We start from the raw sequence: 22574 nt of genomic DNA on the forward strand, positions 1-22574 counted from the left end.
AGTGCTCTCCTTATTCTATTTCTTATAACCCTTGCTTGGCAATATAATCCGCTAGGTCGACCACTCTGCTGGAGTAGCCCCATTCATTATCATACCAAGATACCACTTTCACCATATTTCCCTCCATCGTCATCGTGGTTAAACCATCGACAATAGAAGAGTGTGCGTCGCCATAATAATCGCGTGACACTAATGGCTCATCGGAAAAAGCCAAGATCCCTTTTAACTTTCCTTCCGCAGCATGTTGCAGTGCGGCATTGATTTCCTCTACTGTTACCTCTTTATCCAATTCAGCCACAAAGTCGACGACAGAGACATTAGGTGTGGGAACACGCATGGCAAATCCATTTAACTTCCCGTTTAATTCAGGTAACACTTTTCCTACCGCTCTAGCAGCACCCGTCGTAGTAGGGATGATCGACATGCCTGCTGCCCGCGCACGGCGCATATCTTTATGGGGGAGGTCCAAAATTTGTTGATCATTGGTGTAGGAGTGGACCGTTGTCATTAGACCGCGACGAATTCCATACAATTCATGGAGCACTTTAGCAACTGGTGCCAAGCAGTTTGTCGTACACGAAGCGTTAGAAATGACATGGTGGCTATTAGGATCATATTGATCTTCATTCACACCCATCACTACAGTTAAATCTTCACCTTTTGCCGGTGCGGAGATAACTACTTTTTTCGCTCCTCCTTGTAAATGCTTAGCAGCCGCCTCACGCTCTGTAAATCGGCCCGTCGATTCGATCACAATCTCGACACCTTCTTCTCCCCATGGAAGTAGAGCAGGGTCACGTTCTGCAAACACTTTAATCGCAGTCCCGTTTACCATAATCGCGTTTTCACCAGCTTCAACGCTAGCATCTAAGCGACCATGTACAGAATCGTACTTTAATAGATGAGCCAGGCTCTCGGCATCCGTCAAATCATTAATCGCTACCACTTCAACATTGGGATGACCTAACATCGCCCGAAACACACTGCGTCCAATCCGACCAAACCCATTAATACCGATTTTTGTTTTAGTCATATCATTATCCTCCTCAGGAATGTTGTTTATGATGATCCACTATTAATCGTGCTGCCGCCTCGTCCGTGACAAGCATATCTGTTCCCATCGAAGCGCATATCGCTCCAATTGCAGCAGCTTTGCTATTACCACCAGCAACGGCAATCACGGTATCCATCCGTTGTAAATCTTCAATTTGCAAGCCAATCGTTCGACTGCGAAAAACGACTTTACCTGAAACATCTACATAGTAGCCGAATGCTTCCCCTACGGCACCAGCTAAAAGCAAAGCTTCCTTGTGGGCAGGAGTAAGGTTGCGTCTGGTTGCCATCGCTTCTGCCTCACCTACTCCATGAATCACCATATTGGCAGAACGAATCTTCTTTAATCCTTTTTCCACATGAGGCTCTTTTGCAATCACCTCGTACGCATCCTCACTCAACTGATCCGGTAAATGCATTAAGGAGTAATTTCCACCCGTGTGATTTGCCATGTGGGACACAATATAGTTTGCCTCTAATTCTACCGCTTCACCCAATCCGCCGCGGGCAGGAACAAACGTTAAGCTACGGAAAATGGAAGAAGGTGTCATGCGTTCTGCCACCGCAGCCACTGTACTACCGCCAGCAACAGCGACGACATCATGCTCTTTTGCAAAGCGCTGTACCAAATATGCGCCCGCCTGTCCCATCTCTTGCTTAGTCGTGTCCATCTCATCTGCATTTCCAGGCACAATTACCACATGTTTTAACCGTAGAGCAAAACGCAGCTGTTCTTCCAATTCGGAGCGACCGCTGATCACCTTCATCATCGGTTCCAACTCTGCAATTAAATTGTTACCTTTCTCAGCCAACACCATCCCACTCGTTTGCATATATAGTAAACCCAGATCACGGAGATATTCTACCTCTGCCCGAAGCGTCCGCTCCGTCATCCCCATCGCTTGCGCCAATCCCCGCCTTCCTAACGGTTGTTTCCAATGGATGTAGCGCAATATCTCGTACCGTAAATGCATCCGCTCCAGCAGATCCGGCATCAATTCCTGTTGCAAATGCAACAGCTCGCGTTCTCTACCCACATTCCACCACCTCCAAGGGACTTATAATGTCCCGTTATAAATATTATGTCCCGCAAGGTGTAAAAAAAGAAGGCAGATTGTATAATATGCTCTTACCTTCTATTCTACACCTTTAAACATAGCGTCGTCTATGGGTAGAAGCTGCAATTTTCATCTCCTCACGATATTTGGCTACTGTCCGGCGCGAGATGCGAATCCCACGCTCCATTAACACTTGAGATATTTTTTGATCGGAAAGCGGCTTTTCTTTATCTTCTTCCACAATCAACGTGTTAATCAACCTTTTTACTTGATACGTGGAAGTATTTTCACCCACATGCGTCGTCACTTTGGTCTGGAAGAAAAAACGAAAAGGAAAGATTCCATAAGGCGTTTGCATATACTTATGTTGGGTCGCTCGACTCACGGTCGATTCATGCAGTGAAAGTTCATCTGCCACTTGTTGTAAAGTGAGTGGCTTGATTAATCCTTTCCCATTTTCAAAGAAATCACGCTGCCTTCGCACGATGCAATCACTCACTCGATACATGGTTAAGCGACGTTGCTCCACATTTTTAATTAACCATTTGGCTGCTTGAAACCGTTTCTCTAAATAACGTGTCGCCTGAGCTGCTCCTTCTCCTTCATCCTTCCGATGCATCAGTTGATGATAATATGGACTCAGGCGCAGGCGTGGAATATAAGGATCATGTATAGAAACCTCATACGCTCCTTCCTGCCAATCCACTATAACATCCGGTAAAAGGTATCGTGCCGGCTCAGACACATAAACCGCGCCCGGTCTTGGATCCAACTTCAAAATTAGGTCTAGCGCTCGTTGCACACACAACAACTTAACAGAGAGTGCAGTCGCAATCTTTTTGAGTCGATGAGCCGCCAAATCATGTAGATGATCTTTTACAATGGCAAGTGCAACCTCCCTCGCTTCCTCACCCTTATTCTGGCGAAGAAGCTGCAACTCAAGACACTCCGCCAAGGATCGAGCACCCACGCCCGCCGGATCTAGTGATTGAACGATCGTTATGCAATTTTCATATTCATCTCGACTTAAATGAAAGCGCTTACATATTGCTTCATCTTCCACTTGTAAATATCCTTTTTCATCCAGATTACCCGCTAGATAGAGGCAGACCTTGTATTCATATGCAGTTAATGTTAATTCGCGCAACTGTGCTTCTAAAGCCACCATTAATGTGTCCCCAGCAGAGGAGAGGCGCTCAAGTACATGTTCCTTTTCATTTCCTATATGAACGGAGGCTGTTCCTCGTTCACTTTGTAACTTTGCCCACGCTTCCATTTCCCGTTCAGTAGGCGTTATCTGTTCTTCGGATTCCAGTAATGGGTTCTCTATGATTTTTTCTTGCAGAAAGGTGAGCAGCTCATATGCCGGTAATTGTAAAATATGAAGTGCCTGCCGCAACTGCGGTGTCATGGTTACGCTTAATTTCTGCTCTTGATTAAACCCAAACTCCATGGAGAGAGTCATCTTCAGATACTCACCTCCGCTTTTCGATTTCTTTATTATATGTGAGCGTTCTGCTAAAGGATGCCACTTTCTTTTCATATCTTTTATTTTATCATATGTATGGTATAGAGAGGGGCTAAGTTAAGGCTGTTCCTCTTTTTACAAGTAATAGTTCTCTTCTCATCCCAGTTTATCTTCCTTCCTCTTGCGTTCCACAATTCAATGCGATATAATGGTCTTTGTCGGTATTATTGTTACCGTTTATGCGCCTATAGCTCAGGGGATAGAGCACTGGTCTCCGGAACCAGGTGCCCAGGTTCGAATCCTGGTAGGCGCGCCAATAGAGTTATTGCAGAATACACTCTCACCTTCTAGGTGAGAGTGTATTTTTTCGTACTTGGGTATATATTGATAGGGCAGGCAAAAAACATTTGACCTTTGTTGACCTTTCGTATATGATTACACTAAGTTGTCAAATCACTTTAAGGAGGGAACTTACGTCATGAATCTAGTCCCTTATGTAGTAGAGCAAACCAATCGTGGTGAACGTTCCTATGATATTTACTCCCGTCTCTTAAAAGATCGCATTATTTTTCTCGGTAGTGAGGTTAATGATGCTGTTGCCAATACCATTGTGGCACAGCTTCTCTTTTTGAGTGCAGACGATCCTGAAAAAGATATTCACCTATACATCAACTCCCCCGGTGGCTCCATCACTGCCGGTTTCGCCATCTACGATACGATGAATTTGGTCAAATGTGATGTGCAAACCATCTGTGTTGGTATGGCCGCTTCCATGGGCGCATTCCTACTCTCTTCTGGAACCCCAGGAAAGCGTTATGCTCTTCCTAACAGTGAAGTCATGATCCACCAACCTCTAGGTGGTGCACGCGGACAAGCGACCGATATTGAAATTGGGGCTAAACGCATTCTCGCCATGCGCGATAAGATTAATAAGCTTCTAGCAGAACAAACCGGACAAAAGCTAGAGAAGATCGCAAAAGATACTGACCGCGACTTCTTCCTCGAAGCTGACGAAGCAAAGAAATACGGTTTGGTCGATGAAGTCATCGAACGGCCGCCAGCAGCAAAATAATTTGTTAAAAACAGAACCCCCTCTCTTCTACATAAGAAGAGAGGGGGTTCTGTTTTATTTTAACATCTCTCGCAATCGTTGCACATGTTCTGGTGTTCCACTAATAATTAGCCGATCCCCTAGCAACAAAAGTGTCTCACCATGAGGTAAAATCACTTCATCACCCCGGAAAACGCGTATAATGAGTGTATCACCTAAGAATGGCAAATCCCGTACGCGGCGTTCATGGAAACGCTCATTACATAAGGGTATTTCTTGCATATGAGATTCTTTATCCGATACCATTTTTATCATCGACGGATGTTCAATCAAGGAGAGCAACAAGGTCTTATTGGCTGAAAATGAGGAGAAGAGATGAATGGCCGACTCCTTCGGCAATTTCAGATTAGCCTTATCCTCCATCCGTGCAATGACTTGCTCTACCCCTTCTTTTTCTGCCCAACATGCCAAACGAACGTTTTTCTCATCATCATTGGTGAAGAAGACAACAATATCGCTATCTATCACTCCTTCAGCTTCCAATGATTCTTCATCAATCACAGGTAGCTGGACAATTGGATATGGACGTTCATTATCCGACTCCAAGTTGGACTTGTCGGAACCATATACCGTCACCTGATACTTATCATCAAATAGATCTTGAGCTAACGTAAGAGTAACCAGATTAATCCCTACTAACGACACTGTATGCCGCTGTTCCTTTTCCCGATCTGGCAAGATCTTTTGGAATAAGATAGGTGAGATCAAAGTCGTTAGCACCGCTGCTAACACTAATGCAGTATTCATCGTCTCATCAATAATTTTCATCTCAATTCCAATCGCTGCCGCCGCAATCACTAGACTAAGTTGCGAACTTAGCAATAGCCCAGCTCCAATCGATTGCTTCATGTTAAACCATCGACGGAATAAGAGGATCACCAACACACGCGAGAAATAAGCTGCAAAGAGGAGAATCGGGAGCATCAACAGTGCACTAGGCTCTTGTAACAGCCCTTTTAGATCGAGCTCCGCCCCCACCATCACAAAGAAGATGGGAATGAGAAATCCATAGCCAAACGCATTCAGCTGCTTTACAAACGGCTTGCTCGGATACATCAGAGACAGGATTACCCCAGCTAAGAAGGCACCTAAAATATTTTCTGCCCCTACTCCTTCTGATAAGGCTACAAAGAGCAATATCAGAGCAAACACACCCCGTGTGCTGATCGAAATTGTTTCTAATTTAATTTTTTCCACCAATTTAAAGGGCTTAAAGATTTGAATCATACGATAGACAACAAAGAATGCAACGAAGAGCAGTAATAACCATAGAGTGTTAAACACACTCTCTCCCGACCGTATTAAAGATATATGGATCGCTAACAACAGCATCGTAACGAAATCCGCGATCACAGCCGTCAATAAAATCGCTTGCCCATATGTAGTATCAAGAAAGCCTTTATCTTTCAATATAGGCAGTGCGATACTAACTGAGATGGTCGAGATGATCAGTGTCATAAAGAGGACATCATCGACAAACCCGAGAGCTTGAATTCCCCACGCCATGCCAAAAGAGAGAAATAAAATCGTAAAAAAGCTAACCACGCTAATAATAAGTGGATTACCCGCTTTTTTATCTTTCTTTTTGTTACTTTTTTGTATCAGGTCAAAATCGATCTCCAAGCCACTGAGAAACATCAGATAGATGATCCCCAAGGTAGAAAGTAGTTCAAGAAATTGATCTTCATGAATGACTTGAAACCCACTTTGCCCCAGAACGATCCCTGCTATAATTTCGGCAACCACCACAGGAATAAATTTTAATTTTAGTCGATGCAAGACAATCGGTATAAGAAATGCAACAATCACCACAACCATAAGTGATGTAACAGAATGGGTTCCCTCCATACTAAGCCTCCTGTGCCACTACATGTTCTGATGTATTTGTGTGCTCGTGTTCGCGTTCGCACACATCATGAATGACGGTCAAATTTTCTACTACAGATTACTTGTCGTTTATCACACAGAAAAGCTGTGGAAGGTGACAATTTACAAGAGCCTCAATCACTCTGTTAATAATATATCCAGAAGTATAAAGACTGTCCAGTAAATCGTAGGAAATGTTCCTCCATAGAGAAGAGACACTTCCTAAAAAGCACACACCTACAGGGATCTGCTCACAAAGATACGAAAAAGCCACCATGATATGGCAGCTGGAGAAAGGGACTTCACTATTTTAAGCTCTCCCGACTAATCAAATTCTCTAGACGGCGAACCGCTTCCTCTTCGTCTGTGCCATCTGCAATGATGGTCATCGCAGCCCCTTTGGCAACCGCCAAACTCATAATTCCCATGATGCTTTTTGCATTTACTTTCTTTCCGTCTTTCGAAACAAAAATTTCTGCCGCAAATTTATTAGCTTCTTGTACAAAGCGCGCCGCTGGACGAGCGTGTAACCCCGTATCTAAGCGAATCACTACTTCTTTTTCTGTCATCTTGCGCTCCCCCTTCCTGTCCCCATTTAATCATTTATGAAGTTTCATCCTCACCTGACATTTTACGAATCCGATGAGCCAATTCATTAATTTTGCGGAGACGATGATTGACGGCCGATTTACTTACTTCCCCAGGTAATAGTTGCCCTAATTCAGTTAGGCTTACATCAGGGTAGCGAATACGTGCTTCTGCTACTTCCCGCAATCGCTCCGGAAGTTCTTCTAGTCCCATCTCCGCTTCGATCAGTCTAATATTTTCCACCTGGCGCATACTAGCCTGAATCGTCTTGTTTAGATTAGCTGTTTCACAATTAACGAGGCGATTTACCGAGTTGCGCATATCTTTCATGATGCGAACATCTTCAAAATGAAGAAGTGATTGGTGCGCACCCATCAGGTTGAGGAGTTCACCTATTTTATCTGCTTCCTTTAAGTAAACCACATATCCTTTCTTACGCTCAATCAGTTTTGCATGCAGGTGATATTTTTGTAACAACTCGCACAGATGTTCAGCATGATCATGATAAGTTGAGATAATTTCTAAGTGATACGATCCACTATCAGGATTATTGACCGATCCTCCTGCTAAAAAAGCACCTCGAAGATAGGAGCGACGACAATACTCCTCTCCAATCAACTCCGAAGAGATACCTTCGATGCGATGAAGCCCGACTCTCATAATACATAAATGCTCTAAGATCGACTCTGTTTTGTCAAGCACACGTATAATATACACATTATTTTTCTTTAAACGCGCTTTTTTCCGCACCATTACTTCAGGTTGAACCGCATACAACAGTTTAAAGAGGCTGAAGATCCTGCGTGCAATCGAGGCATTTTCAGTATGAAGGTCCAGCACTGGACGCTTATCGTAGATAGAAAGCGAACCTACAATACGCACAATTGCTGAGAGTTCAGCACGTGCACTAGAGGGTTTTACATCGATGCGACTCAGTTCGTTTTTCATCCTACCCGTAAAGGACATCACTCATTCCTACTCTCTTCCATCCACCATATTAATTTTTAAGCTCGCACAATTCGTAAGAGATGTTGACTTAAACGCTGAGCATTATGCCTAATCACCTGATCTTGATATTGAATAAAATTATCCGCAATCACGTGGTAGCCACTCTCTATTAAACGCTCGCAATCAGGAAAGACAGGTTCGGATCCTTCCTCTGCATACGGTTTTAAAATCGAAACTTCGGGAATTTCACTATTGAGGAGGACTGTATCAATAATTCTTCCACCCATATGTTGTTCGATCACGGCTAAATGATCGTGCGCTGTATACCCACAGGTTTCACCAGGTTGGGTCATCACATTCCCAATGTAGACTTTCTCTGCACGACTGCTGCGAATCGCCTCCGCCATTCCTTTTACTAAGAGATTAGGAATAACACTGGTATACAAACTCCCTGGTCCAATCACAATTAAATCAGCATCTTCTATTGCCTGAATCGCCTCTTCTAGCGGACGAGGATTGGGTGGCTCCAGATAAACTTTACGAATTTTTTTGCCTGACTTTGGAATCTGCGATTCCCCGCGCACAATCGTTCCATCTGTCATTTCTGCAACTAAAACAACATCTTGTTCACTTGCTGGCAATACACGTCCTCTCACCGCCAGCACTCGACTCAGCTCTTTTATCGCTTGTGTAAAATCCCCCGTAATATCTTTCATCGCTGCTAAAATCAAATTTCCTACGGCATGACCACGCAATCCATCTCCATTTTGAAAACGGTACTCAAATATAGATTTTAGTAATGGTTCTGCGTCGGCCAATGCAAGCAAAACATTGCGAATATCTCCTGGTGGAGGCATCTGTAAATCAGTACGCAACCTCCCGGAGCTACCACCATCATCAGCGACGGTGACGATGGCTGTCAGTTCCAGGGGGTGGTGCTTCATCCCTCGTAGCAACACACCCAACCCTGTTCCGCCACCGATCACTACCACATGTGGCTGGCGCTCTCCTCCCATCTCCAACACCTCTCTTTACTGCTGACCCTTTTTCGCATCCCGATGGGATACTTGACATCGCTGTTTCTCATTAAAGTGGCGATAAAGGTATTCAGCAATAGCAACCGAGCGATGCTGACCACCTGTACAACCAATCCCTACAACCAATTGCGATTTCCCTTCACGGAGATAATGAGGTAGGAGAAACGATAGTAAATCCTCTAACTTCGCGATAAACTGTTGCGTCTCTGGCCACTTCATCACATATTCGTACACTTCCTCATCTTGTCCCGTGTGAGGGCGCAAGGAGTGCACATAATGAGGATTGGGCAAAAACCGAACATCAAATACCAAGTCTACATCTAGTGGCAACCCGTGTTTAAAACCAAAGGAAAGAAATGTAACCGAAAGTTGCGATGGTTCCTGGCTAAATTGTTTTACCAGCTTCTCCTTTAGGGCTACCGGCTTTAACCGACTCGTGTCTATCACAGAGTCTGCTCTCCCTTTAATTTCATCCAGTAACTTGCGTTCTCGATTAATCCCTTCTAACGGCGTCCCATCAGGTGAAAGAGGATGAAGTCTCCTCGTTTCTTTGTAGCGAGCAACGAGTGAAGCATCATCTGCGTCGAGAAAGAGGATGTGATACTTGATTCCCTCATGCCCACCTAAAGTGTCCAACGTCTCAAGTAAGGATGAGAAAAAATCGCGCCCACGCATATCGATAACCAGAGCGGCCCGACGTAATTGTCCCCCAGATTGCTCTATCAAATCGACAAACTTAGGCAGTAATACCGATGGTAAATTATCGATACAAAAGAAGCCGATATCCTCAAGACTTTGCACGGCAACTGTTTTACCTGCACCTGACATACCTGTGATAACAACTAAATGAATATCTCGACCATTATCCATCCCCTACTGCACCCACTTTCCGACCATCCCTTAAAAAATCTCAAGCATTCACCCTAGTCTGTTTCTGCTTTAGCCCTTTAATCCTCACCTGGGGTCGCTTTATAACGACGACCCCGTCACTTTGTGAGATACCTCCGATCCAGTAACCGCTCGCAAGAACTCTTTCTGAAAGTAATCGGTTACTTGTTGCATCACTGCTTTACGCGTCAATACCCCTATAAACTGGTGGTGAATATCGGTCACAGGAATATACGATCGATCTGTCAATACCTCAAATGCGAATGAGAAGATAGAGTTGGGTAAGATTGCCCCATGATTTATATCCATCGCCTCATGGACAGCATGTTGTTTTAGCATCGAAAAATCAATCTCATGGTTGGTCAACATAAAGTCGAGGATATGAGTTTTACTTATTATCCCCTCCACTGTACCAGCTGCACTGATGACAGGAACTGAGGAATACCCTCTTCTCGTCAACACTAACAATGCACGATCCAAGCTCCACTCCGGTCGTACTGTTACTGCTTGCTCTTTGCTTGTTACCAGGGGAGCGATCTCTTGGGAGAACAGATAGCGAGCATCTTCGATCATCATACAAACCCCTTTTCCTGCTTACACAAAAGAATGGACATGCCCTTTACGTCGTCGTAGAGGTAGATTCCGTCTGCCCTTTTATTTGCTCTTCTAATTCCTCGACATAATGTTGTGCCTCCATCGCAGCAATGCTACCATCTCCCGTAGCTGTGACGACTTGACGCAACGTTTTCTCCCGCACATCGCCAGCGGCGAAAACTCCCTGCAACCGTGTATGCATACGCTCGTTCGTCTCAATATAACCAGCTTCATTCGTAATACCCAAGTCCTGCGCCCAGTCAGTAAGTGGGTCCATTCCAATATAGATAAAAACACCATCAGCTGAGACTTCACTCGTCTTGCCTGTTTCAATATTGCGTAGTTGCAACGATTCCACTTTATCTGCGCCCTGTATCTCTTCCACGACTGTATTCCATATGAAGTCGATCTTTTCATTTTGCATGGCACGATCTTGTAAAATCTTTTGAGCACGCAAGGTTGATCGCCGGTGGACGATTGTCACTTTAGAAGCAAATTTGGTAAGAAACGCTCCTTCTTCTACAGCGGAATCCCCACCGCCAATGACAAATACATGTTTCTCCTTGAAGAAAGCACCGTCACACACCGCACAGTAGGAAACACCTCTACCTGACAAGCGATCTTCACCTTCTACCCCCAGCTTCTTGTGCTCGGCACCGGAAGCGACAATAATCGACTTTGCCAAGTAACTCTTCTTGCCTGCCACTACACGTTTATAAGGGCCTTCTTCCTCAATCTTAGTAACAGCACCATATTGATACTTCGCCCCAAACTTCTTTGCATGCTCCAACATTTTATTGGACAGATCAGGACCTAAAATATGATCAAAGCCCGGATAGTTTTCAATATCCTCGGTATTGGCCATCTGTCCTCCCGGCATGCCACGTTCGATCATCACAGTACTCATGTTGGCTCGTGCTGTATATACAGCCGCAGTCATCCCCGCTGGGCCTGCGCCAATGATCACCACATCATATATTTGTTGTTCACTCATCAATGTCACCCTTCCAACTAACAAATCATTTCTAAAAGTAGACGTTTACATTCCTCTACCTTTACTTCCCGTTCTAGCGAGAGATAAATCCTCTACATTCGAAAAGAAAAGGAAGCACATGGCTTCCCCTATTCACTATATTTTTCTAGGAACAATGCTACTTCCTCTTGGGTTTTCGCCTCACGACTGGTGAGGCGAGCCACCTCTTTTCCAGCTTTAAAAATAATAAAAGTAGGAATACCCTTCACTTTATATTTTTCTGCAATCTGCCTTGATTCATCCACATCAATTTCCGCAAAGCGATAAGCATGACGGTACTCTTCTGTCAACACAGACATGGCAGGAGCCAGCCGTTTACAATCAACGCACCAATCCGCTTTAAATTCAACAACAACAGGATCAGCCGCCACTACAGTAGCCAGCGTATGATGATCTACCCTCTCCATCCCGCCCATCATCTCCTTATGTGAATACCCCTCCATCTATTGGTACATCACGCTCTATCACTTGAACTTTTTTACTGATCGTAGAGGAAGAAATTCGGTATTTTTGTGCCAGTTGAATTTGTGTTGCCGGTATCCCATGCTTTTTAGCAACTAGATATTCAATCGCTGCTGCCCATCCTTCTTCTTTACGGATAGGTGGCAGAGGGTCATGGTATTGTATAAGAGTAAACCAAAGCACTTGAGCATCACGGATTTGGCGCTTTGTATAGTCATTTTTCATGCGGGATAAGCAACAATCGAGTACTTTTTCCCACTGATAGGAAGCTTTGGCCATCGGTAGTGAATCAACGATATGTTCTTCGCCTTTATTCCATACACGATATGGGGCAGCTGCTCCCCCTTGAGTAAGGGCAAGCAACGCTGTCTGTTTTAATAACATATTTTCTTCTCTGCTGATAAGAAACTTTCGCAATATGTGCTCCGCTTCTTCATCTCCCATCCATCCATACAGGCGAATAATCCGCAGACGCTCATCTTCTTCACCGTTGTAAAGCAGCCATGCTGCCATTGCTCGGAATAATGGAAGTTCTGCTATCGCCATCGGAAGAGTATCAAAGGACTTATATATCAACTCCATAAATGGAAGCTGATAGTGATACTCGATGTGTGGTCTCTTCTTTCTTTCCTTTGTCCATTGCGAAAGCATCTGCAAATAGAAGCGCGCAACCTTGGAATTATTATCCACCGACAATAAGTGCGTCCAATATTGACGAGCTTTCTCTATCTCTCCGAGATGATAAGCTGCAACAGCGGCGTAATGATATAAACTGGGCTCAGGATCGCTCTCCACCCGTACGAGCCGACGAAATTCTCGGTAAGCAATATCGTGCTCGCCCAATACCCCCATGGTGGTAGCTAGTTTGTACATATGTTCCTTGTGTAGAGGGACGATCTTCTTGAGGGAGGCAATAAGCTGCTTTTGTTGTTCTCCCTCTCTAGCTTGTTCATATAAGACAGCGAGGTTGCAAAGTGCATGTAGATTGGAAGCATCTATCGCCAATACTGCCTCCACCGTTTGAATCGCGTCTTCAAGCTTTCCCATATAATAATATGCTAACGCTAGGTTATTTCGTGCAGCCAAAAATTCTGGATAATCGCACACAATATCCTTAAGCACCGCAATCGCTTTGGCAAATCGTCCTTCTTCTAAGTCCAATCTTGCTTCTTCATGCCGCTTCACCCAATCTTCACGTGTCATCTGGGGCTGTCGCGCTTGCCGTCCTAGCTCAAAGCTGAGCATATCCAACATCTCTTCTGCTTCCTCTGCAAACTCACCATCTGGATCTTCTTCCAAATATGAGAGCAGATGCTCTTCTGCTTCCTCAAAATGATCCATATTCGCAGCATTATTGGCCATATAAAAGTGACACTCATATAAAGTCGAGTCTACATCAGCGAGCACTGTCTGCAACACTTCATTAGATTCCCGATACCGTCCCACTTCAGATAATATCCCTGCTAAATTACAGTGATTCACAGCATTTTGCGGTTCTTTCTCCACTGCCAAACGAAAATATTTTAATGCTTTATCATAATGGTGTTTATCCAACGAGCGGACAGCGCGTTCGAAAAAGAACGCCGCATCCAAACGAAGCCGCACCACATTCGTCTTGTTCTCATCCCATTTTAGAGGTTGTCTCTTCACATGTAACCCACCTCTCGGTGGTAAAGTACTTTGCAAAAGTATACCACACTTTTTTTTTAATCACATCCCAGAACGAAACATCGTACTGAGCGATCCCCCCGTCTGAATAAGCCGAATCGCTTCACTTAACATCGGCGCGACCGATAATACTTTGAAGCGATCCCCTAATGACAAATGCCGAAGAGGGAGAGTATCTGTAATTACAACTTTTTCAATCCAGTGATGATCCAATCGCTGATGCGCCATTCCCGAAAAAATAGGGTGAGAAGCGCAGACAACCGCCTTCTTTGCCCCTTTTTCTCGTAAGTGATCCACTACATTGACGATCGTTCCACCCGTATCGATCATATCCTCGATGATGATAGGTGTATGTCCTTTCACTTCCCCTATCACATGTGTAATACTGGCAACATGATGACTAGGCCTCTTTTTAAGCATAACCGCGAAAGGAGCATCTAAAGAGGTCGCCAGTTTTTCAGCTGTCTTGACCCGCCCCGCATCAGGGGAGACGACTACAGGGTGGTCAATCCGTTTTTGACGCAGGTAAGTAGTAATCTGACCCAATGCTGTTAAGTGATCGACCGGTATATGAAAAAAACCTTGAATAGCCGGGGCATGAAGATCAATCGTAATGACACGATCAATGCCCACTGTATGTAATAAGTCCGCAACAACTTTGGCAGAGATCGGCTCCCGCGGGGCATCCTTTTTCTCCTGCCGCGCATACCCGAAATAAGGGATAACAGCATTTACACTCCCTGCAGAAGCACGTCTTGCAGCATCCGCCATTATAAGTAGCTCCATCAAAATATCGTTGATGGGGTGAGACATCGTTTGAACCAAATAAACATCTGCGTTACGCACACTCTCTTCGTAATGAACATATACTTCTCCGCTTTGAAAGCGGTCAATCCGGGCATCTCCCAATGTGGTCCCTAATTGATCAGCGATTGCACTCGCCAATTCCGGATTGGACGTTCCAGTAAAAATCATAGCCCGGTGCCCATCCATCACGACCCCTCCAAACGGAATATTTATAACATTTTATCATTATTCAGGTGGTGTTGTCTGCCTTTTTCCACATCTTCACCCAACTTTGCATTGATTAATAAAGCGAGCAACAAAAAGCGTGCTAAACTCTCCCTGCTGTAAAGTAGGTTGAATTCCCCAAATCTGCCGGCGCCGTACCACCGCAGCACTCTGTTCTCCCTGATCCCATACAGCCACAATATCCTCACGATTTGCCGGGAATACCTGATGCCTAAGGCTGCGATAGATCTGTTTTTCTTGCAATCCCCATAGCATCGGATCAGGATCAAGCAGCTTAAGAGAATGCCAGCTGGGTTCGTTTAAACCTTCCTTATGTTGCACTTCTCCGGCAAAAAGATGGAGCCCCCGTTGATCGTTATACTCACCGCCATGTGAAAAGAGCACTTCCATTCCAACACCCACAGCTAACAACGATTGCGTATTACGATCACATTGACGCAGATGATTGGTTAATTTATGGCGAGCTAGCTCTTTCATCACTTCCGCAAATGGAAGCTGGGGAGATAATATGATGGATTCGGCTCGTTCCACCCATTTCAATTCCTTACTCACCCTTACTTCTGCTGCCCAATCTGCATGTTGCAGCAAACGTTGCTCTGATTCACCCAAGCCGATATCCAACCAGACGATCATTTAAATTTCCCTCTCTTTCAACCATGTAGCTAACTGATCTAGTGCCTTGCGTCGATAAGAATGGCTCAACTTACTCTCGATACTAAGCTGTGCTAATGTCTGCTTTTCCCCTGTGGGAATAAAAATTGGATCAAACGGAAAATCGGATACTTCCGGTAAGAGGTGAGGATCAATCTCTACAATCTCTCCATTCGTGCGCCCCGTAAAAATAGCGGTTTCACTATCCCATACAACAGCCACGGAACCGAGAAAGTACGCTTCCCGTGATTGATTATGAAGCAACTGCACAATCCCTTTATACCCAATGCGCTGAAACACTCTCTTTGTCAATACTCCTGGAAATTGATTGTAGGCGGCAAAAAAGATACCCGCATCATCTACAATTGCTCTATTCAATCCAGCTGTTTGCACCTGGCGTAATTTTTCTTGTGCCACTTCTTCCACCGTTTCTAAATCTGGCTCGACTAACGGAAGAGGATGAGAACAAACTTCTATTCCGTATGGACGCAGAGCATGGCTGGCTTCCTTCAATTTTTCTTCATTTTGTGTTACAAACGTTATCTGCATCTCAGCCTCCCCTTTCTCTCCTCATTATACTATTTCATTACAGGAAGGAAACTTTTTCGTCGCTCGTTTTCCGTTGTTCTACATGATATGATAAGAACACCAGACAAATAAGGTAAGATAGTTACCCTACTTAATCAGCTGGGGTAAGTCACTTTGCATGGAAATATGTGATATAATTTAACACATAATAAAAAAGAATGTTCACGAAAGGAACCAAAAAATTCGTGTATACATCTCTCCAAAAATGGATCTTTCGCTTAGATCCAGAAAAAGCACACCATTGGACCGTCAAGAATTTGGCACATTTACAAACCTCTTCGCTCTTGTTATCATCGCTCCATCGCTACTTTGCGGTCGAGGACCCACGCCTACATGTTCATTGCTTTCAGCAATCTTTCCCCAATCCAGTTGGGTTGGCTGCTGGCTTTGATAAGCATGCAAACATCTATCCAGCCTTAGCCGCCCTCGGTTATGGGTTTGTTGAGGTTGGGACACTAACACCCCGCCCTCAACCAGGGAATCCCATCCCTCGTTTGTTTCGCCTCCCAGAAGAAGAAGCGATTATTAACCGGATGGGCTTTAATAACGATGGGGTAGAACAGGCAACTCGTCATTTTGAACACCTTCCCCGTCCCAATACCCCCATTGGAATAAATTTGGGTAAAAATAAAGATACCTCTAATGAGGATGCTGCGGAAGATTATTGTACGGGTTTAAGAGCACTTTACCGCTTCGGTGATTATTTTGTCATTAATATTAGTTCCCCCAATACGGCAGGTCTACGTGACCTACATCAAACTCATGCGTTACGCCAACTACTTACCCGTATTATGGCGGAACGAACAGAGCTTATGGAAGGTTGCGGGGAAAAAAGACCTATTTTATTAAAATTATCACCTGATATTGCCGAAGAGCTACTTCCTAGCGTCATTGAGACCAGTCTTGAACTAGGTATTGACGGCTATATTGCTACTAACACTACCCTAGATCGTAGCCACATCACCCACCCATTACGGTCGGAACAGGGGGGACTTAGCGGTCGTCCATTAGCTGAGCGCTCAACGAAAATGATTCGTGCAATCGCACAGCAGAGTGAAGGCCGCGTTCCCATCATTGGTGTAGGTGGAATTTTCACGGGACAAGACGCTTATGATAAAATCCGTGCTGGGGCTCACCTCGTACAAGTATATACGAGTATGATTTATAGAGGCCCCACGATCGCACGCCTCATTAATCAAGAATTACTCACACTCATAGCCAGAGATGGACTCTCTTCGATCAATGAGGCCATTGGAGCAGATATAAGATAGAGAGCCATCCCTCAGGGATGGCTCTTAACTATGCTATTGCTTCCGATCTTCAATACGCACCAAGACCCAGCGGTTATATCGGCGCACATCCCGATAAATCTCCTCGTAACGATATAACCGTTCTAAATCTTGCAAATACGGGTGACGATCAAAATCATTTATCAAGATTAAGCTACCTGCATCGAGTTTCGAATATAACAACGGGAACGCAAGTGAACGCCCATTACCATGGGGACCATTAACAATCAAGACATCGATCCTGTCACAAGATAGTGGGATCTCCTGATAAAAAGTATTGTTAATAGTAACAAAATCATAGCGAGAAGCTTTTAGCGGATGTCCGCACTCTCTCCACTTCTCTTCTGCCCTCTGCGGCTGGGAAAATAGCTCCTCCCACTCCTCTTCATTTACCTGCTTTAAGGCGCACCATTTGATTTGTATCTCTTCTCGATAAGCCGTATTTTGTGCTAGCAAGCTCGCCCATTCACGGCGATGATCCATGGTAGTCACTCTTACTGGGATACTGCCATCTTCACATATCGTTTTCCAAAAGAGCGTCGATGCTCCTCCCCCCAGCTCCAAAAACTGATAAGGTTCTTCCCTCTTTTCCAATCGCCGACAAATGTGAACCAACGCACTTTGACTAAGCTGCATATCATCTTTTGCCCAATTACTCTGTTCGAATTGACTTATCAGCGGTTCGATTTCTTTTACCAGCATAATACACCCTCCTCGTCTCTCTACTGTATACCCAATCGTTCAAATGCTTGCTTGTTCTGCACAATTGCGGGGTGATCCGGATGATATGAATGAGCAGCATCATTATGGAATTTGGCTTTTTTAAGATCTCCTAGACGTTCATAACAGGCACACAATTGTAGATGTGGGTACCACGTCCATAAATCAACTTCCACGTTGGCATAACTATCTTCCGGTTGTGGAAGCTTAGTTACCATCTCATACCAGAAGGCAGCTTCTGCATAGCGATTTTCCGCAAAGAAAAAGTGGGCGATCCGACTGCACGCCTCTCCTTGCGGGAGGTCGTATTCTAATGTTTTTAAAGCGTAGTATAAGGCTTGCTCCCGCTCATGCATCAAGTAATAACTTTCTGCCATCCGTAAACACGCATAGATCTGATTGGAACGATCTCCGTCCTTACACTGCAAATATTGCTGATAAAAGCGGACAGCCTCTTCGTAACGCTCTTTATCTCTTAGCTCATTAGCATAAAAAAAGAGGTCGCGTGCTGACAGCGGGCTCCCATTTTCCATTTGTTTTTCAAAGATACGCAAGTTTCGATCCGTTCGCTGTTTCGCTTTTTTGTGCACAATGGCAATTTCACTATGGTACACATTACCTGCTACCAACAAGTTTTCATGTACCACACCTTCCCAATGAAATCCACATGAACGGCGCACCAAACGGTTACGTCTTAAAACTGTATTTACTTTGCCATGACTGTCAAAATACAGGTGATATGCCATGCTAACACTATCTACTGAGCGATCTAAACTGTTCTTCAAAGTGAGAAAGGTACTACGATCTTCCTCCCTTAACACATCGTCAGCATCTAGCCATAAAATATATTCTTGGGTTGCATGACGAAAGGACTCATTTCTTGCTGCAGCAAAGTCATCAATCCACTTGAAATCTATGATTCGATCAGTAAACTGGCTAGCAATCTCTTTTGTTGCGTCAGTAGAGCCAGTATCAACGATGATGATTTCATCCACAATTCCTTCAACCGAACGAAGACAGCGCTCCAATACGCTCTCTTCATTTTTTACAATCATACAGAGACTAATCGTAATAGGCTCATTTCCCTCACCCTTCTTTTGCCTACTAGCACGCTTATAATCAATAATTCCCTTCAAATCATGTATACGATGAATATGATACAGAGGAGCCCTTGTATCCACATAGAGGGAATAGCCTAATGTTTTTGCTTGTTGACTAAAGCCGAGATCCTCCCCTTGGGAAACATTCATTTCCGGAAAATGAACACCTTTTGCTAGAGCGGAATATGAAATCCAAATGCATCCCCCTACTCCATCTACTTGATATATTCCTGGTTGTTGTAGTTGTGTTGTAAAATCAGCGGTAGCTGTCTCACGCCAAACTTGTGGCACGCGAGCAGCACCCACCTCCCATTCCACCCAAAAGAGAGGCGAGATGATTTCCTTCTTCGTCTCCAACAACAAGGAGATCGTCTGCGGATGCAAAATTAAATTGGGATTAACCAAGAGGACATAATCCACTTCTTGATCTCGAGCAATTTCTAACAGATCATTTTTCATTCTTGCCGCCTGTGCCATTTGTTCCTCTGTAGACAACTGTGTGCCGATCCAACGTGGATGTGCTAATGGGGATTGTGCCTGCACAATGCTAACTCGATCTGCCTTTTTCTTATAAAACTCCCACAGCAACTGACTCGCGTTACGATCACGGTTATTATCGTAAAATAGATAGCTAACTTCTACATTTGTTTCCTCTAATTCTAACAGTGAGAGCAAAAATTCTCGCAATACTTCTACATGCTGATCAATCGGACTTGCCACTAAGACATGCGGTACCGTCATCTTCACGCCTCCATAACTTAGGGTCTCAACTTCTATATTATGATGGTGTTTCATATTTATGATTGTGACAAGATAGCCAGTTTCGCCTCTACTGCCGCTTTGTTGCGCTGTAGCTGTGGATGATCGGGATAAATCTCGTCCACCCGTTTATAATGATGAAGGGCTTCACGCCATTTTTCACAGCGCACATACTCATTTCCCAATTGGAGGTGCGGGTACCACGTCCATAAGCTTTCCTCTCTATTTGCGTACGGATTTGTAGGGATGGGAACTTGCGTCGCACAGGTGAACCAAAAAATAGATTGTTCCTGTTCCCCCATCTCTCGTACTAGCTCCCCTATATAGCAACAGGCTTCCGCTCGGGGAACGTCATAGCGAAAGGTCATCACAACATAGTGAAGCGCTTGCTCCCACTCATGTAACTTCGCAAAACATTCCGCTACACGCAAGCAGGCAGCAATACTATCTTCTTCTGGACCTCTTGTATGTAAGTACGTCTGAAATGCTTCAATCGCTTCTTCATACTCGTGATGAGCTTGTAACTCGTTTCCAAAATAAAACCAATCCCGTTGTGGTAATTCTCCTTCTTCCTGAAGTTGCTTCCGATAAATCCTCAAATTACGTGTTCCTACTTCTTTTTCTTTCTGATGAACAACCATAATATCACTATGAATACAATGCCCCTTCACCCTCACATACTCATGAACACGTCCCTCCCAATAAAACCCCCGTTCACGACGAAGAAGACGGTTACGACGAACAACTGTCGTGGGTGTAGAACGGTATAACATACTTACACTATCCGTCCTCCTGTCTAACGATTTCTTTAATTGCAGAAACTTATCCCTCTCTTCCTCTGGCAACACATCGTCGGCATCTAACCATAAAATATACTCTTGTGTCGCTTGTTGAAAAGCAAAATTGCGAGCGGCAGCAAAATTATCTACCCAGTCAAATTGATAGAGACGATCCGTATAACGAGCAGCGATCTCCTGTGTCCGATCACACGAACCCGTATCAACAATGATCCATTCATCAGGAATTCCTTGCACAGATTGGAGACAGCGCTCTAATACGTCCTCCTCATCCCTTACAATCATACAGAGACTGATTGTTACGTTGCGCTTAAACCCTGGCGAGTGAGCCTTCTCCTTAAATGGCTTGATTCTTTCCAAATCATCTTGTACTTGCAGATGAAGCACTGGAGCGCGTGAATCCACTGCTATAGTTAGTCCTAGTCGCCGTGCATGCTGACACATAAGCGCATCTTCCCCTAGACCCCACGCCCCCTCGCTGTGAAAGAAAGAAAGCTGACTCCCCAATGCACGTGAGGAAAAAAGAAAACTTCCATTCACTACCTCCGCATCGTATACTCCCGGTTCCTGTAACTGTTTATCATATTGATGAAGTAATTGCTGGTTGCACAGCCACGCTTGTGCTAACGGCTGATTCTCCCCTTTCTGCCTCACCCAAAATAACGGTGACATAACATCGCGTTTCCCAGTTAAGAGAGTGGTGAGTAAATCAGCAGGAAGAACAAAGTGAGGAGCGGACAAAAACAAATAATCTGCCTGCTCATCTCGAACATACTGCATCACACGATCCTTAAGAAGGGCAACTCGTTTTTTTTCTCCTAAAGGAGTAATCTGTTTATGCACAGCCTGTGCCAATGGCAATTGAGTAGGTTGAATAATTTGTATATTTTCATGTTGATATGCGGTTCTATATAAAAGTCGTTGGGCTTCCCGCTCCACATTATCATCTATAAACAGATACTCTCTTTCTACATCCTCATCTATATCCAACTCAAATAATGATTGTAAAAACTCATGTAACACACCCGCTTCTTGTCGTATAAGCGATGCGAGTACTATTTTTAACGCCACACCTTCTCACTCCCCTCTCTCCTTCATTTCCCCATTATATGAAGCAAAAAAAAGAGTATACACCGGTGTTCTGATCAGAAAGAGAGTCCACTTTTGCATCTATCCAGCAACAGTGGACTCTCTAACGAAACTCTTTCCTTCATTAGCTTCTAACGGTTTCTCGCTCCACTAAACCATATAATACCCCGTCAATTAACTGATCCATTGATTGTAAGAGTAACTCTTGTTCCATCCCTAATGTCCCCAACAATACACTGATATAGAGATTTTCTGCGATTTCTGGTTTCATTGTCCGCAACTCGCCCGTACGAATCCCTTCGTGAATCAAAGATCGTACTGGCTCCCACATCCCTTGATCATATTTATTTGTCACCCACTCCTCACGTTCCGGAAACAACTTATGTAAGTCACGGGAAATGGTTTGGTGAAAATGTATCACATCTGGATGTTCGATCGCCATCAGACAAATTTCACGCAAATAGGCAGATAGCTTTTCAGGGATGGTAGCATTCATCTCTACAATCGGTTGTGAGCGTTCCTTCCACAAAGCGATTCGATACTCAATCAATTCTAAAAAAAGGTTTTGTTTGTTTTTGAAATAATAATATATAAGTCCACGACCCAACCCTGCTTCCTGTGCAATCTTGCCCATCTCTGCACCTGAATAGCCCCAATCACGGTATACACGCATGGCTGCATCCAATATCTGTGTTTTTCGATTGGTACGTATTTTGCTATTTTGCTCTGGTGATCGCGGCATTCTTCTTTTCCCTCCTTCCATCATGTTTCTATT

The 22574-nt window shown here is 44.3% G+C and carries 21 protein-coding genes and 1 tRNA gene; 3 read left to right on the plus strand and 19 right to left on the minus strand.

Annotation, left to right across the window (positions count from 1 at the left end; translation table 11 throughout):
• Positions 1–22 precede the first annotated feature (22 nt).
• The 3 genes from gap to rpoN all read right to left on the minus strand — a co-directional run bounded on the left by gap (position 23) and on the right by rpoN (position 3564).
• Positions 23–1033, minus strand: coding sequence for a type I glyceraldehyde-3-phosphate dehydrogenase (gap, locus tag NXZ84_RS11635; protein WP_258840497.1), 1011 nt, complete (start codon positions 1031–1033; stop codon positions 23–25).
• 13 nt (positions 1034–1046) lie between these two features.
• Positions 1047–2090 carry a sugar-binding transcriptional regulator gene (locus NXZ84_RS11640; protein ID WP_258840498.1) on the minus strand — a complete coding sequence of 348 codons (1044 nt, stop codon included), beginning with the start codon at positions 2088–2090 and terminating at the stop codon, positions 1047–1049.
• 112 nt (positions 2091–2202) lie between these two features.
• Positions 2203–3564: an RNA polymerase factor sigma-54 gene (gene rpoN / locus NXZ84_RS11645; RefSeq protein ID WP_258840499.1), complete on the minus strand. Its 1362-nt coding sequence runs from the start codon at positions 3562–3564 to the stop codon at positions 2203–2205.
• A gap of 256 nt (positions 3565–3820) precedes the next feature.
• Here rpoN and NXZ84_RS11650 point away from each other — a divergent pair.
• Together NXZ84_RS11650 and clpP are read left to right on the plus strand one after the other, a co-directional pair.
• A tRNA-Arg gene (locus NXZ84_RS11650) sits at positions 3821–3895 on the plus strand.
• Positions 3896–4057: 162 nt separating this feature from the next.
• A complete protein-coding gene (clpP, locus tag NXZ84_RS11655) occupies positions 4058–4651 on the plus strand; it encodes an ATP-dependent Clp endopeptidase proteolytic subunit ClpP (protein WP_258840500.1) in 594 nt (197 codons plus the stop codon).
• A 54-nt stretch (positions 4652–4705) separates the two neighbouring features.
• On the opposite strand, the gene NXZ84_RS11660 is transcribed toward clpP, so the two are convergent.
• From NXZ84_RS11660 to NXZ84_RS11715, 12 genes are all read right to left on the minus strand, one after another.
• Positions 4706–6538 carry a monovalent cation:proton antiporter family protein gene (locus tag NXZ84_RS11660; RefSeq protein WP_258840501.1) on the minus strand — a complete coding sequence of 611 codons (1833 nt, stop codon included), beginning with the start codon at positions 6536–6538 and terminating at the stop codon, positions 4706–4708.
• A gap of 323 nt (positions 6539–6861) precedes the next feature.
• Positions 6862–7125 (minus strand): HPr family phosphocarrier protein, encoded by a 264-nt coding sequence (locus NXZ84_RS11665; protein ID WP_258840502.1) that lies wholly within the window; start codon positions 7123–7125, stop codon positions 6862–6864.
• Between the two features lie 34 nt (positions 7126–7159).
• Positions 7160–8110 carry a DNA-binding protein WhiA gene (gene whiA / locus NXZ84_RS11670; RefSeq protein WP_258840503.1) on the minus strand — a complete coding sequence of 317 codons (951 nt, stop codon included), beginning with the start codon at positions 8108–8110 and terminating at the stop codon, positions 7160–7162.
• Between the two features lie 38 nt (positions 8111–8148).
• A complete protein-coding gene (locus NXZ84_RS11675) occupies positions 8149–9108 on the minus strand; it encodes a gluconeogenesis factor YvcK family protein (protein ID WP_258840504.1) in 960 nt (319 codons plus the stop codon).
• A 15-nt stretch (positions 9109–9123) separates the two neighbouring features.
• A complete protein-coding gene (gene rapZ / locus NXZ84_RS11680; protein WP_258840505.1) occupies positions 9124–9999 on the minus strand; it encodes an RNase adapter RapZ in 876 nt (291 codons plus the stop codon).
• Positions 10000–10098: 99 nt separating this feature from the next.
• Positions 10099–10590, minus strand: coding sequence for a CBS domain-containing protein (locus NXZ84_RS11685; protein WP_258840506.1), 492 nt, complete (start codon positions 10588–10590; stop codon positions 10099–10101).
• A 46-nt stretch (positions 10591–10636) separates the two neighbouring features.
• On the minus strand, positions 10637–11605 hold the full coding sequence (gene trxB, locus NXZ84_RS11690; protein WP_258840507.1) for a thioredoxin-disulfide reductase: 969 nt from the start codon (positions 11603–11605) through the stop codon (positions 10637–10639).
• Between the two features lie 128 nt (positions 11606–11733).
• Positions 11734–12051 (minus strand): thioredoxin family protein, encoded by a 318-nt coding sequence (locus NXZ84_RS11695; RefSeq protein ID WP_258840508.1) that lies wholly within the window; start codon positions 12049–12051, stop codon positions 11734–11736.
• A gap of 16 nt (positions 12052–12067) precedes the next feature.
• Positions 12068–13756, minus strand: a complete 1689-nt coding sequence (locus NXZ84_RS11700; RefSeq protein WP_258840509.1) for a tetratricopeptide repeat protein — start codon at positions 13754–13756, stop codon at positions 12068–12070.
• 60 nt (positions 13757–13816) lie between these two features.
• Positions 13817–14767, minus strand: coding sequence for a ribose-phosphate diphosphokinase (locus tag NXZ84_RS11705; RefSeq protein WP_258840510.1), 951 nt, complete (start codon positions 14765–14767; stop codon positions 13817–13819).
• Positions 14768–14842: 75 nt separating this feature from the next.
• A complete protein-coding gene (locus NXZ84_RS11710; RefSeq protein WP_258840511.1) occupies positions 14843–15439 on the minus strand; it encodes a type 1 glutamine amidotransferase family protein in 597 nt (198 codons plus the stop codon).
• Entirely contained in the window at positions 15440–16006 is a 567-nt protein-coding gene (locus NXZ84_RS11715; RefSeq protein ID WP_258840512.1) for a non-canonical purine NTP pyrophosphatase, read from the minus strand.
• A gap of 197 nt (positions 16007–16203) precedes the next feature.
• On the opposite strand from NXZ84_RS11715, the gene NXZ84_RS11720 reads away from it, so the two are divergent.
• Positions 16204–17316, plus strand: coding sequence for a quinone-dependent dihydroorotate dehydrogenase (locus NXZ84_RS11720; RefSeq protein WP_309495874.1), 1113 nt, complete (start codon positions 16204–16206; stop codon positions 17314–17316).
• A 33-nt stretch (positions 17317–17349) separates the two neighbouring features.
• On the opposite strand, the gene NXZ84_RS11725 is transcribed toward NXZ84_RS11720, so the two are convergent.
• The 4 genes from NXZ84_RS11725 to NXZ84_RS11740 all read right to left on the minus strand — a co-directional run bounded on the left by NXZ84_RS11725 (position 17350) and on the right by NXZ84_RS11740 (position 22541).
• Complete coding sequence (locus NXZ84_RS11725; RefSeq protein WP_258840513.1) at positions 17350–18036, minus strand: hypothetical protein; 687 nt, start codon at positions 18034–18036, stop codon at positions 17350–17352.
• 20 nt (positions 18037–18056) lie between these two features.
• Positions 18057–19895: a glycosyltransferase gene (locus tag NXZ84_RS11730; protein ID WP_258840514.1), complete on the minus strand. Its 1839-nt coding sequence runs from the start codon at positions 19893–19895 to the stop codon at positions 18057–18059.
• Between the two features lie 56 nt (positions 19896–19951).
• The gene (locus NXZ84_RS11735) at positions 19952–21781 is read right to left on the minus strand and encodes a tetratricopeptide repeat-containing glycosyltransferase family 2 protein (protein WP_258840515.1); all 1830 of its coding nucleotides are present in this window, start codon (positions 21779–21781) and stop codon (positions 19952–19954) included.
• A gap of 142 nt (positions 21782–21923) precedes the next feature.
• Entirely contained in the window at positions 21924–22541 is a 618-nt protein-coding gene (locus NXZ84_RS11740) for a TetR/AcrR family transcriptional regulator (protein ID WP_258840516.1), read from the minus strand.
• Between the last annotated feature and the right edge of the window lie 33 nt (positions 22542–22574).

Source organism: Mechercharimyces sp. CAU 1602, from assembly GCF_024753565.1.
Lineage (GTDB): Bacteria > Bacillota > Bacilli > Thermoactinomycetales > JANTPT01 > Mechercharimyces.

Excerpts from the sequence above, each read along its gene's own strand:
- gap (WP_258840497.1), bottom strand. The coding sequence starts at position 1,033 with ATGACTAAAACAAAAATCGGTATTAATGGGTTTGGTCGGATTGGACGC.
- NXZ84_RS11665 (WP_258840502.1), bottom strand. The coding sequence starts at position 7,125 with ATGACAGAAAAAGAAGTAGTGATTCGCTTAGATACGGGGTTACACGCT.
- clpP (WP_258840500.1), top strand. The coding sequence starts at position 4,058 with ATGAATCTAGTCCCTTATGTAGTAGAGCAAACCAATCGTGGTGAACGT.
- NXZ84_RS11695 (WP_258840508.1), bottom strand. The coding sequence starts at position 12,051 with ATGGAGAGGGTAGATCATCATACGCTGGCTACTGTAGTGGCGGCTGAT.
- NXZ84_RS11715 (WP_258840512.1), bottom strand. The coding sequence starts at position 16,006 with ATGCAGATAACGTTTGTAACACAAAATGAAGAAAAATTGAAGGAAGCC.
- NXZ84_RS11705 (WP_258840510.1), bottom strand. The coding sequence starts at position 14,767 with ATGGATGGGCACCGGGCTATGATTTTTACTGGAACGTCCAATCCGGAA.
- rpoN (WP_258840499.1), bottom strand. The coding sequence starts at position 3,564 with ATGGAGTTTGGGTTTAATCAAGAGCAGAAATTAAGCGTAACCATGACA.
- NXZ84_RS11660 (WP_258840501.1), bottom strand. The coding sequence starts at position 6,538 with ATGGAGGGAACCCATTCTGTTACATCACTTATGGTTGTGGTGATTGTT.
- whiA (WP_258840503.1), bottom strand. The coding sequence starts at position 8,110 with ATGTCCTTTACGGGTAGGATGAAAAACGAACTGAGTCGCATCGATGTA.
- NXZ84_RS11710 (WP_258840511.1), bottom strand. The coding sequence starts at position 15,439 with ATGATCGTCTGGTTGGATATCGGCTTGGGTGAATCAGAGCAACGTTTG.
- NXZ84_RS11685 (WP_258840506.1), bottom strand. The coding sequence starts at position 10,590 with ATGATCGAAGATGCTCGCTATCTGTTCTCCCAAGAGATCGCTCCCCTG.
- NXZ84_RS11740 (WP_258840516.1), bottom strand. The coding sequence starts at position 22,541 with ATGCCGCGATCACCAGAGCAAAATAGCAAAATACGTACCAATCGAAAA.
- NXZ84_RS11730 (WP_258840514.1), bottom strand. The coding sequence starts at position 19,895 with ATGACGGTACCGCATGTCTTAGTGGCAAGTCCGATTGATCAGCATGTA.
- NXZ84_RS11725 (WP_258840513.1), bottom strand. The coding sequence starts at position 18,036 with ATGCTGGTAAAAGAAATCGAACCGCTGATAAGTCAATTCGAACAGAGT.
- trxB (WP_258840507.1), bottom strand. The coding sequence starts at position 11,605 with ATGAGTGAACAACAAATATATGATGTGGTGATCATTGGCGCAGGCCCA.
- NXZ84_RS11720 (WP_309495874.1), top strand. The coding sequence starts at position 16,204 with ATGTTCACGAAAGGAACCAAAAAATTCGTGTATACATCTCTCCAAAAA.
- rapZ (WP_258840505.1), bottom strand. The coding sequence starts at position 9,999 with ATGGATAATGGTCGAGATATTCATTTAGTTGTTATCACAGGTATGTCA.
- NXZ84_RS11675 (WP_258840504.1), bottom strand. The coding sequence starts at position 9,108 with ATGGGAGGAGAGCGCCAGCCACATGTGGTAGTGATCGGTGGCGGAACA.